Here is an 11365-nt window from a genome sequence, read left to right as displayed (position 1 = left end):
GGCCCTTATGCGCGTACCCCTGCTCAATGCTCTTCGGGGTTGCCGTCGCTGTGCGGGTGGCGCCAGCGCTCGTGCGGCTTCCGGGCCCGGCCGACTTGATTGTGCCCGCATGTCACGCGTCGATGTGGATCACCGAAACCGATGCACCACCATCCGAACAAGGAGCACCACCAGCCATGCCTGCAGGAAATGTCTTCAAACGATGCGGCTGCCGCCATCCCGACACCGGCAAGCCCTACGGAAACGACTGTCCGAAACTACGCCGACCCAACCGCGCCTGGAGCTCCGAGCACGGAAGCTGGGCCTACCAACTCGAACTCCCACCCACCGCCGACGGCCGCCGACGGCTCCTGCGACGCGCCGGCCTACCCACCAGACGAGCCGCCGCCGACGAACTCGACCTCGTACGCGAACTCCTCGCCCTCGCACCCAAGGCAGACACGCGCCGCCGCACCGAGATCGCCGACCTCATCCAGAGCGCCGTACGCGCCAAACGACCCCTGCCCGACGTCGAGCGCATCCGCCAACGACTACGCGGCGACGGGGTCCTCGCTGACATGCCCACCGTCGCCGACTACCTCACCACCTGGCTGGCCCACATCGACGTCGACGCGAACACCCTGCGCGGCTACGAGTCCATCGTGCGCGTGCACCTCACCCCACACCTCGGCGAAGTGCCACTCGACAACCTGCGCACCAGTCACATCCGCTCGATGTTCGTCGCCATCGAGCACCGCAACGCCGACATCATCGCCGCTAAAGCCAGCCCCGACCCCGCCGTCCGCAAAACCGTCGCCGGGGTACGGCCCACCGGCCCCAACACCCGCCAACGCATCCGCGCCTGCCTACGCAAAGCCATCAACGACGCCCTCGCCGACGAACTCATCGTCGGCACCAACCCCGCCGCCCTGGTCAAGGTCCCCGGCGAACCCGCCCGCCCCATCATCTGGGAAGACGAACGCGTCCAACAATGGAAGGCAACCGGCAAAGTCCCCGGACCAGTGATGGTCTGGACCGACGAGCACGTCACGGAGTTCCTCGACTACGCCGCCATCCACGCACCCGACCTGTTCCCCATGTGGCACTACATGGCCTACCGCGGACCCCGCCGCGGCGAAGCCTGCGGACTACGCGACAGCGAAGTCCGACTGCACCGCCACGAAACCACCATCAACAACCAGATCGCCACCCACGGCTACACGCCCGTCCAGAAAGCCCCCAAAAGCCAAGCCGGCAACCGCGACGTCGCCCTCGACACCGACACCGTCACGATCCTCACCACCTACAAAGCGCTCCGCGCTCAGTGGCGACTCGCCGCTGGCGACGCCTGGCCCACCACCGGGCTGTTCTTTGTCCGCCAAGACGGCCACGCCTGGCATCCCAACGCCGTCACCCAACGATTCCGGCGCCTCGTCCGCAAGGCCGGACTGCCACCAATCCGACTGCACGACCTACGACACAGCGCCGCCACCCTGGCCCTCGACGCTGGCGTCGACATCAAAGTCGTCTCTGAACAACTCGGCCACTCCACCACCACCCTCACCCGCGACACCTACCAAAGCGTCAGCAAACAACTCCACCGCGAAGCCGCCGACGCTGTCGCCAACAAGATCAAGAAGAGGCGACCCAAGGCAGCGTGACATGCCCCCGAGCAGTTATCAGCAATCGGCGATGCCGCACGGACGGACGTCCAGCCACTCGGGACGGGGCACCGGTCCAGATCCGGAAATCAGCTGCCGCTGGCTACCTGGTGGGGGTTAAGCAACACGCAGTGGAGCTGACCCGCCCATATGAGGGAACCGACTTGGTGGAGCGGGAGTCTCACCACAGAATATGCGCTATTCCCGAAAAGTCTGGTTCGCGGCACCTCCGAGGGCCGCCCGAGGAGGTCTGAATCATGCCCTGACGCCCGACCAAACTGCTGCTGGCAATGCCACTACTAGCGCTCGCCGGCTCCAGCGTCGCCACCGCCGCGCCGACGACGCCCCCGCAACCGCCACCCGCGACCGCGACCGCGACACCCGATCCAGGCAGGTCCGAATGGCCGAGCCAACAGGAGGTGATGGACGCCGCCACCGTAGTCGGAAAGGCAGCCTCGACGCGCTGGCCAAGGGCCTACGCGGGAGTGGCCGTCGACCTGCCCGCCCGACTCCTACTGGTGCAACGCATCCCCACCCCCGGTTTCGACGCCGCCATCCGCGCGCTGGTGCCGGCCGTGACCGTACGGTTCGCCGACGCCCGGTACTCCGAGCTGACCCTCGACGCGTGGGTGGCAGACATCAGCGCCGATTACGACTACTGGCAGCGGCGAGGCATCCCACTGCACGCCATCGGCGCCGAGCCCGGCCAATACGTGGAGGTGGGCACCGACAACCCGCAGCACAACGCAGGCAGGATTCGCGACCACTACCCGCGCATGACCCTGCGCGTGGTGCAGGGGAGCCCTTCGGTGCCGGCCACCGCGAACTGACGACGTCGCGGCCACTGATCACAGTCGGCCAGCAGCGCGGAAACGACACCAGCCCCACGCTCACCACGTTCCAGAGCTGCATCGGCCGGCAGTAGGTCCGGCGCGACTGACGACACCGGCGGTCCAGCACAATCCCCTGATCTCACGCGGCCCGATGCCAATCAAGCCCCGAGTAACGCTTCTCCGCAGCGTCTAGCTAGTCGCCAGGATTGGCTACGACCCACTGGACAAGACTCGTGTAGGCAGCGAGGGCGGTATAGACGTCCTCGCGTAGTCCGGCCATGGTGATCAGTTGGGATCTGCGAGTTCGGCGGTCCACCAGGCGCCACTCCACTTGCTGGGTCTTGCCTGGTCCGTCGGATCGCGGACAGGACTCACCGACGACTCGGGTGATGTTCCCGTGTGCCAACTCGTTTCGACGCCGCACCACGGCCCACAGTTCCTCTCGTGGGAAGCTGCGGTTCGCCTCCGAGGACGGGTGACTTGCCAGCAGCGACTCAACACGATGAAGTCGCTTCCCAATCATCCACCCGTCTAGCTCGCTTCGGCGCGCCTCGGGATCATCTGGCTTCTCCAGTTGCAGGACCACATCGCCGAGGAGGTCCTCCAGGACAGTGCTCTGCGTGATGACAAGACCTCTTCGTTGATCAAGCACGCTGCGCTCGGCGATTTCTTCCCAGTCAAGATCGACCTCGTCATGGAATGACAGGAGGAGGTCATAGTCTGAGAAGACGTTCAGGGGTTCGTCCGAGTCGTCGTCGAACGACACCTCGACGACGTACACCGACATTTCCTCGAGGATCCGGACGTTGTCTTCGTCCAGCATTCCGGCGTAGGCCCAGTCGACGGTGTATGAACAGGCCAGGTCAGGATAGTCCGGCGTCCGGAAGGCGCAGCGCCAGCCGGTGATTGCCGGAACTAGATCCGAACTCTTGCGCCACACCTCGCCGTGACGGGGGCACCTCATGTGTGTGGCGACCGGAGCAGCCTGCCAGCGACGAAGTAGCGCGACCTGCCCAGCAGTGAACGGTGCGTAGACCTTTGGCGTGTCAGTTGGAAGTCCCAGCGCGAATCGGAGCGCCACTCGGTGTCTCCACTCCCTCGTATCGGACGGGCCAAGTCAGGGACGTTGCGTCACGCGCACCTATCCTGCCGTAGCGCCACCACCGTGGACTGCCGTCACTGCGGCGTTACCGGGCACGCTAGTGAGGACCCCGGATAGTGACCGGCCACGTCGCGGGCGCCGGACCTGGTGCCTGACCCCTCCGAGTGGAACCCGATCTAGATCAGCGACATCTGCTCGTGATCGGGGAGGTTGAAATGCACGATACGGGTGGGGTCGATGGCGCCGGTGGCGGCGAGTTGTTGGGCTTCGCGGCCGTTGCGCACGTAGACCGGGACCGCTGGGGGCAGCCGGTGCAGTGATGCGGGGCTGGGTCGGAGTACCCCGTGTAGCCGCTGGCGAATGCGAATGGCGATGCCGTAGGCGCGGTCCGGGGTGGGGCCTTGGGCATCGAACTCGGGGCGGGCGGCGTGTGTCTTCCACAGCGGATCCGCGACGGCCTCGCGGAATTCGTAGAGTTGCTCGGCAGACAACTCCCCCCACCATCGGTCCGCGGCCAGTCGCTCGTCCTGCTCCTGGCGCAGCCGCTGCTGCTCGGCGGCGCGTTGCTGTGCCTGCCGCTGCTGCTCCTCTACTTCTCGTCGCTGGCGTGCCTGTTCGGCTTCGGCTGCCCATCTGCGCAGTTGCTCATCTCGCCGGGCGGCCTCCTCCGCTGCCCTAATCTCGCGTTGCCGTTGCTCGTCTTTGCGTCGGGCTTCGGCTTCTGCTTCGGCTTGTCGCTCGGCTTGGCGCTGCTGCTCTTCGCGCTGGCGCTTGCGCGCCTCCTGGCGCTGCCGCATCGCCTCGTGCCGGGTCTCGCTATCAATGTGCGGGCTGGAGGTCCAGACCAGGCGCCGCCGGCGGTAAAGATCGTCGGCGGCGAACCACACCCGCCGGTATCGGGGGCGGACCTCGTGCACGACGAGCTGCCCTCGCGACACCCAGCGGACGAAGGCGGTCAGCTCCAGCGCGTCGACGGCACCCCAGGCGCCGCGGTCGAAGTCGAACGCTGACGGACCCTCCACGACGGTCCAGGGCCGGCCCTGCGTGGGTTCGCGGACCCGGATCGACGGCACGTGTCCCATCCACGGGGCCTGCGCGGCCGGACTGACCCAGCACACGCCGACACCGGCGGCGCGGTATCGCTCGGTGCGCTCCTGGATCTCCTCGATGGTGATGGGCGACAGTTGGGCCTCCCAGGCGATGCGTCGGGTGCCGTCGTGCGAGGAGGCGAGGACATCGGCGCGCCATGAGCCATCCGGGGAGCGGACCTCCAGCTCGGCGTGCCAATCAGCGGCCCGAACCGCGGTAGCCAGTTCCAGCTTGAGGAGGTGATGCTCCAGGGACTCGTTCAACCAGGCGCAGCCGGTGAGGCGTCCGGGATCATGGGCGAAGTACCGCAGCCCGCGAGCGGACACCTTGGCATGGACCCCATGCCCGCACTCCGGACACCGCAACGCCACCCGCGGCCGAATCCTGTGCACGGCCGACCAGGTCAGACCACAGCCGAGGTCGGGCAAGGTGGCGTCGATGCGGCCAGCCTCGGGATGAATCGCCGCGAAGGCCATCTCACCGCCGCCGTCTAAAGGCGCCGCCGACGTCCGGGCTGCGGTTGGTGACCGTGCGGATCTCGCCCACGCGTACCTCTCACCGATGGTCGCGGAAACGCGTATACGTCGAGCATGGCAGAGTGGCGCGACAACATCACTGCTCGTACCAGTCCCCCAGTTGTCAGTCGAAGACCTGGTTGACCGTGACCCGGATGCGCTCGGGGTAGCTGTCGACGATGAGCCACCAGTGATCGTCGTAAGGCACCTCCAGGACCACGGGGGTGAGATCGTAGAAGCCACCGAAAAACTCATACTCGTCGCCGTCGACGTACGCCTGGTACTCGTCGTCGTCCATAAGGCAGACCCTGGCGGTCGAGCCGCGCAACCCAATCTCGAACACCGCGCCAGTGGCGCACTCACCAAGGTCCCAGTAGAGGTGATCCACACACTATGTGTAATGGATGATGACGCCCCGTAGAAAGTCCTTCCGGGCGTGTTCCTGTCCGCTCCGCAAGTCACGGCCGCTCGCGGGGTATCTGCCGAGTTAGTGACAGGGGTGCGTACTCGTGGTATCGCGACTGGGCGCGCGGAAGCGCTATGTGGTCTGCGGTGATGGTGCGGTGGCTCGTCGTCCGGTCACCGAACTGACGGACCGCTTCGGTGTCGCGGTCAGCGTGGTTGTACCGGGAAGCATAAACAGGCGCTGCACGTTGGACAGGTTGCCCCGAGAAGGTGTCCATGTAGGACGGCGCCCGCAACGCTTGTCTGCCTCGGAAGCAACGTGACTTCGGTGCGATGCTGCCAGAATGACACGATGGTTGACGACGCGGGTGTCGCGACGCTTCGTGAGATCGTGATCCGGGCCGCTCGCGCGATCGCTGACGGAAGCACTCACGCTCGACTAGACGAGGACCTGATCGAGGCTGGGCTCCCGCCGTCGACAGGCGGCGAAACCAAAGCCCAGCGGGGCGAGAGCAGTGCCGCGGCGGTCCCGGACGAGCGGCTCAGGGAGGTCGCCGTCGGCCTGGTCGAGCGGCACAGCGGCCTGCACATGATTGACCGTATAACGGTCCAGGATCTCGTGTGGGCCGACGAGCATCCTCCTCCGATCCCGAAGCGGACACGTCGCGACCTCGCCCGGGCCTTGCCGGGGCAGGTCCTGGTCGATCACGCCCAGCGATTCCACAACCTCCTGGCCACGCTCTTTGACCTAGGCCGCGGCGGCCTCTCTTTTGGATTCGAGGACACCAGCCTCAGTGGGCAGATCGATCGGCACTTCTACCGCAACGACGACTGGACCGTCGAGCAGTTGTTCGACGAGCTCGGTGCGGTCGATCAGGCAGCTGACCGCAGATTCGCCCTCTTCCTCGAAGGCATGGTGTCCGGCGACACCGTGCCGGACGAAGACGCCCAACGCCAACTGGTTGACGCGATCAATCCGCCGCTGGCCGCCATCGGGCTGGAGCTTCGGGAGACGGGCAACACCGATGGCTACCCGACCTTCCACCTGGTGGCCACCGGATCCAGGACCGGCCGACCCAAGCAGCTCATCTTCGCGTCCCCGAAGAAGCCCGATCTGCGGCTCATCGACGTCATCGACAGCGAGGTCGAGGTCGTGGATCCCACCGGGGAGGTTCTCGTCTACAATCGGCCTGTCGGTGCTTCGGGCCTGCGCTGGCGCGACCTACAAAGTTGGTGGTCCGACACCCGCCAGATCGACGATGGTCACCACGCCAAGCGGGAGCTGTACCAGCGGCTCGGCAGCAGCGTGCCGCAGGGCTCTCCGCATCAGCTGCTCCTGTTCAAGCTCTACCACGACATCTACCGTGGCGCCCTGCAGGACCTTCCGGCCCTCTTGCCCGAGGTGTGGCGCCACTGGGACCCGAAGACAATCAAGACCCGCGGTAAGGACGCGCTGGTGCAGTTCCGCATGGACTTCCTGCTGCTAGCACCGGCGGGCGCCCGAATCGTGCTGGAAGTCGACGGCCAAACGCACTACGCAAGCGAACAGGGAGCCCCCGACGGCCAGCGACGCTGGCTCCCGGATGGCAACGAGTACGCGCATACCGTGGCCGCCAGCCGCGACCTCACTCTCGCCGGCTACGAGGTCTATCGGTTCGGCACGAACGAACTCCACGACGAAGGCCAGGCGCGCCCGCTAGTAACGGCCTTCTTCAACAGCCTCTTCCGCAGGCACCACATCGCCCTACCCAGGTAGACGAAACAGGCCCGGCGAGCCACTCGCCAGGATCCCACTGGCCTGTCCGCGTCAGAAGGCCGATCAACTCTTAACGTCGTGGTCGCCGCTTTTCGAAGCCGCATCGAGTACGGCTCGGGCGCGGCGATCGGTTCGTGCGTCGCCGCCTGATGGGGGGGGTCACTGACCCTCAGGCCCAAGCCCAGGCCAGGGCGTCAGGAGTCGAGCCGCAAGCGCTCTAGGATCTCCAGGATGGGGGCACCGTAGGGCGGCATGCGCCTCCCTGGCGCCAAAGAGTTCAAGCCGCAGGCGCGGAAGAAGGCGATGTGCTCGCTGACATCGTCCGCCCGGCGCTCCTGAGGCATGAGTACCAGGAACGACAGGCCTGCAGCGTGGGCACCCTCGGCCACACGGCGCATGAGGGCGCGGCCGGCACCCTTGCGCTGCCCCTCGGGCGCTACCGCGATGGCGAAGATGAAGGCCTGGTTGTCACCGTGGCCGGGCGGCACCGTAGACCCGTAGTCGCCGTAGTCGAAGTCAGCGATGACACCGCCAATGACCTTGTGGACGCCCTCGACGCCCGACTCCACGGCCACCCAACACTGCACACCCTCAGGGTCACAGTCGAGCTCCACAGCGCTCAGGATATCCGCCAGCGCATCCAGGTCGGCTCGGGTCGGCTGTCGCACCTCGATCACCCGGCCACCGTACCGAATCGCCCCGACTTCGCTCTTCGCCTGAAGCAGCTTCCGAGCGGGACCAAGTCACCTTCCTGACACCCCGGCATCCGGTCGGCCGATCACCGCCGCCGATCAGCCCCGGCACACTCGCGTAGGTGAAGCCCTTGAAGCCCGCGCAGACGCTCGCACTCACCGCCGCCGCGGTCGTCGGCATGATCATCTGCGGGGCAAACATCGGCGACGACAAACCGGCCGCCCAGAGTCAGCCTCAACTGTCCGCGTCGGCTCAGGTGCAGCGCATCACCGCCACGAACGCCAGCACCAACAGCCCTGTGCCGATGCCGCAGCCCACCGCCGTCGCCGTCTCGCCTACTAGTGCAGCGCCGGCCCGAGAACGGGCACCCAAGCCGTCGCGCACCAGCAGTCCACCCACAATGCCGTACTACAAAAACTGCGACGCAGTCCGAGATGCCGGAGCCGACCCTCTCTACCCGGGTGAGCCCGGCTTCCGACCCGAGCTGGACCGCGACGGCGACGGGGAGGCGTGCGAACCCGACGGCGGCAACGGCGACACCGGTCCTGCCCCAGACGGCGACGTGTACTACGCCAACTGCACCGAGGTTCGGGAGGCAGGCGCCGAACCGATCCATAAGGGCGACCCAGGCTACTCGCGGAAGCTGGACCGGGACGGCGACGGCATTGGCTGCGAGTAGCGCCATGGCGCTACGAAGCCCGACCAAACAGGATGTCGGGGCTTCCTACTATCCGGCACCCGGTCGGCGCTACCTGATGTCGGGGAGGATCGACGCGAACAGCTCGGATCCGTCGACGAACACGACCCGCATGCCGCCCGGCTTCGTGCTGCCACCCCACGCAGCGTATGTCTCCGCCGACTTCAGACGCGGCAGACCAGCCTCCGCAACCGTGCGGGTGATCGCCTCCGCCCAGCCACCCGGATCGGATGGCGACGCCTGAACGGCGGGGACGACACCAGCGTTGTCCGGGTCGAGCGGCGCCGCCTTTTGATCGCCGCCCACCAGTTGCAGATGCAGCCGACCGGCCAACGTCAGGCCGACTGGTTTCGGCCCGGAGCCCGTCGACCAGCGGTCAACCTGCCCCGCCCACGGCTGCGCTGCCAGCATGTTGGCAAGCCAACCCTCAAAATCGCGCACAATCATCGTCTCGGTCCGTTCAGGTTGGCAGCGACAGCGGGGCGATGCTGTTGCACGTCACCGTCCGCTCACGTTCGCGAACGAAATAGGAACACACCACAACGGTCTCATCCCGCAACGACAGCGGCACATGCCCCCACCACAGGTTGTCGAAGCCCTGTTCACGACGCACCCCTTGAAAGGGGTCTTCGAAGCGGGACAGCACCCACGCTGTCACCTGATTGATCAAGTCCTGGTCGGGCTGGAACTGAGCGATCCACAGATCGAGGTGCCGATCGAACCCGCGCAGCACCCACAGAGACGCGTCAGACACCCGCCGTCATCCTCGCCCGCAGGGCGTCGATGCTGTCGACGTCTCCAGGCTGGTGGGCGGCAGAGGTTTCGTACAGCCAGTCGCGGACCTGCGCCGTGTCGAAGGCAGGACCATCGGTGGCTGCCCCCGCCGTCTGGAAGTAGCCCTTGATCCACTCGTGGCGGATAGCAACGCTGCCCCCCGGGGACCGGCTGGTGTTCGCGAGCTGCCACGGCGTCTCGCTGTGCGTCAGGTGTTCCAGGTCGTTGCCCGTGAGGTTGCCGTACCGGGAGATCACATACCCGATGGTGTTCAGTTCGGCCTCGCCCAACTCCGAGTCGAAGGCGGGAATGTCGCCGTCCTTCTCCTGCCGCCACAGAGTGCCCACGACCGGGCCCATGTCCCACGCGGAGATCGTCTCGTCAAACAGGGGGCGGTTGAAGGTCGCCAGGTGGTGCCCTTGGCAGTAGTAGAGCAGCTTGTGCAGCTTCTTCGCGCCCAGGCCGGGGAGGCGTCGGCGGAGTTCCGCGGCGATGGTGTGGGCTGTGGCGGCCATGGCCCCAGTCTACGAGCAGGGCGGACATTCATGGCAGGGCGAAACGGTCGCGGTTGGGCCTGCCGAGTTCGACGATCAGGTTGAACCGAGAGCCCGGGGAGGATGGCCGGGAACCGCGCTGCGGCTGACATCGTCTCAGAGGTGCACGAATTGCGTGGATCAAGCACCAAGGAGCGATATGCGAGTAATCGTCAAAGCCTTTGTCGTGATAGTGGCCTTGGTCGGACTGGCCGCGTGTGGTGAGGTCGCGCCCACGATGGCCGAGGCACCGAACGACGGGCGGGAGGTGCAGCCATCCGTTGCCGTGACCGGCACACCGGTTGTCCGATCCGGGTGGACCTCCTGCGCGGTCGACGCCCCACTCGGGGACGACGGGCGTCCGCCCCATATCCGCACCCTGCCGCGCCTGGGCACCGACTTCGCGGTCGCGTCCGCGGTCCACTGCCAACTCGAGCCGAAGCGACGCGCGGACGGTGGTGAGGACCTGGTCCTCACGGAGGGCCGAGCCACCGATGTGACAGCGCTTCTTGCCGCGCTACGCCTGCCCGATGACAGGACCACCATCGAGGCCTGCACCCTAGAGATGCCGTGGGAACCGAACCTGTTGCTCTTCGACGCGCAGGGCCGATGGATCCGGCCAGGGCTGCCGATGGACACCTGCGGCAAGCCGCTTCCCGAGATCCCGGTGGCGGTCCGAGGTCTGCGGCTGACCACCGTGTCGGAGACGGTCGTACGCGAAATCCTGTCAGCCGGGGCGGCTGCCTCCGGGTGCGGGCAGGAATGGTCGGACGTGGTGGCCGCTGAAAGCAGGAATCCGTCGTCTCTGCCGAGGCCGGGCAAGGTGCCGATCCCGTCGGCTGCACAGCTGCGTCTGTGCGTATACCGGGTGCCGGCGGAGCAGCAGGGGACACCCCAACCCGCCGGGACCTTCGAACGCGGGTTACTCCTGCCCCAGCAGCGGCGCGCGGCCATCGAACGCACGTTGGCGGTGCTCCCCCCGGCCAAGACGTGCTCAGACGCGGCGGATCGGTTCGCCGTGCTGCAAAACCCCGCCATCACGGGCGACGAGATTTACATCGAACTCGACCACTGCCGGCGGGTCCTGACCGCACCGATGCACGGCCCGTCGATCCTGGCTCAGGCCGACAACACGCTCATCGCACTGCTCAAGCAGTAGCCGCCACAGCCGGGCCAGCTTCGCCGCCCTCAGGACGGAAGCCTTGCCGGGGCCGCCGCTGGCGGCGCCGGAACCGGCAGGTCAGCGACCGCTAGTACGCCGAGCATCGCGAACGCATCGTCGGCGAGTTGCAAATCAGGCGACTCCGGCCCATCTCGCGTGGTTCGCA

12 protein-coding genes are annotated in these 11365 nt (G+C 66.7%); 5 read left to right on the top strand and 7 right to left on the bottom strand.

Features of this window, described 5'->3' with window-relative positions:
* Nucleotides 1–176 precede the first annotated feature (176 nt).
* Both ABZS40_RS16520 and ABZS40_RS16515 read left to right on the top strand, forming a co-directional pair.
* Nucleotides 177–1640: a tyrosine-type recombinase/integrase gene (locus ABZS40_RS16520; protein WP_354944095.1), complete on the top strand. Its 1464-nt coding sequence runs from the start codon at nt 177–179 to the stop codon at nt 1638–1640.
* Between the two features lie 290 nt (nt 1641–1930).
* On the top strand, nt 1931–2470 hold the full coding sequence (locus tag ABZS40_RS16515; RefSeq protein ID WP_354944094.1) for a hypothetical protein: 540 nt from the start codon (nt 1931–1933) through the stop codon (nt 2468–2470).
* Between the two features lie 196 nt (nt 2471–2666).
* On the opposite strand, the gene ABZS40_RS16510 is transcribed toward ABZS40_RS16515, so the two are convergent.
* From ABZS40_RS16510 to ABZS40_RS16500, 3 genes are all read right to left on the bottom strand, one after another.
* Nucleotides 2667–3554: a hypothetical protein gene (locus tag ABZS40_RS16510; RefSeq protein WP_354944093.1), complete on the bottom strand. Its 888-nt coding sequence runs from the start codon at nt 3552–3554 to the stop codon at nt 2667–2669.
* A 197-nt stretch (nt 3555–3751) separates the two neighbouring features.
* Entirely contained in the window at nt 3752–5140 is a 1389-nt protein-coding gene (locus ABZS40_RS16505; protein WP_354944092.1) for a competence protein CoiA family protein, read from the bottom strand.
* Nucleotides 5141–5303: 163 nt separating this feature from the next.
* Nucleotides 5304–5567 carry a DUF1883 domain-containing protein gene (locus ABZS40_RS16500; RefSeq protein WP_354944091.1) on the bottom strand — a complete coding sequence of 88 codons (264 nt, stop codon included), beginning with the start codon at nt 5565–5567 and terminating at the stop codon, nt 5304–5306.
* A gap of 369 nt (nt 5568–5936) precedes the next feature.
* Between ABZS40_RS16500 and ABZS40_RS16495 the strand changes: the two genes are divergently transcribed.
* A complete protein-coding gene (locus ABZS40_RS16495) occupies nt 5937–7340 on the top strand; it encodes a hypothetical protein (RefSeq protein WP_354944090.1) in 1404 nt (467 codons plus the stop codon).
* Between the two features lie 194 nt (nt 7341–7534).
* Here the strand turns inward: ABZS40_RS16495 and ABZS40_RS16490 are convergent, their stop codons facing one another.
* The gene (locus ABZS40_RS16490; RefSeq protein ID WP_354944089.1) at nt 7535–8017 is read right to left on the bottom strand and encodes a GNAT family N-acetyltransferase; all 483 of its coding nucleotides are present in this window, start codon (nt 8015–8017) and stop codon (nt 7535–7537) included.
* 137 nt (nt 8018–8154) lie between these two features.
* Here ABZS40_RS16490 and ABZS40_RS16485 point away from each other — a divergent pair, with 137 nt between their 5' ends.
* Entirely contained in the window at nt 8155–8712 is a 558-nt protein-coding gene (locus ABZS40_RS16485; RefSeq protein ID WP_354944088.1) for an excalibur calcium-binding domain-containing protein, read from the top strand.
* 69 nt (nt 8713–8781) lie between these two features.
* Here ABZS40_RS16485 and ABZS40_RS16480 read toward each other — a convergent pair whose 3' ends face one another.
* Genes ABZS40_RS16480 through ABZS40_RS16470 form a run of 3 tightly spaced genes read right to left on the bottom strand, consistent with a single transcriptional unit; the run spans nt 8782 to nt 10019 of the window.
* The gene (locus ABZS40_RS16480; protein ID WP_354944087.1) at nt 8782–9177 is read right to left on the bottom strand and encodes a hypothetical protein; all 396 of its coding nucleotides are present in this window, start codon (nt 9175–9177) and stop codon (nt 8782–8784) included.
* Between the two features lie 13 nt (nt 9178–9190).
* Entirely contained in the window at nt 9191–9484 is a 294-nt protein-coding gene (locus ABZS40_RS16475) for a hypothetical protein (RefSeq protein WP_354944086.1), read from the bottom strand.
* Nucleotides 9477–10019: a Panacea domain-containing protein gene (locus ABZS40_RS16470; protein ID WP_354944085.1), complete on the bottom strand. Its 543-nt coding sequence runs from the start codon at nt 10017–10019 to the stop codon at nt 9477–9479. The genes ABZS40_RS16475 and ABZS40_RS16470 overlap by 8 nt, the downstream gene beginning before the upstream one ends.
* A 178-nt stretch (nt 10020–10197) precedes the next feature.
* Between ABZS40_RS16470 and ABZS40_RS16465 the strand changes: the two genes are divergently transcribed.
* Nucleotides 10198–11196 carry a hypothetical protein gene (locus ABZS40_RS16465; protein WP_354944084.1) on the top strand — a complete coding sequence of 333 codons (999 nt, stop codon included), beginning with the start codon at nt 10198–10200 and terminating at the stop codon, nt 11194–11196.
* The last annotated feature ends 169 nt before the right edge of the window (nt 11197–11365 follow it).

The organism is Micromonospora sp. NPDC005324 (assembly GCF_040607155.1).
Classification (GTDB): Bacteria; Actinomycetota; Actinomycetes; order Mycobacteriales; family Micromonosporaceae; genus Micromonospora; species Micromonospora trifolii.
This window is presented reverse-complemented; position numbering and strand designations above follow the sequence as displayed.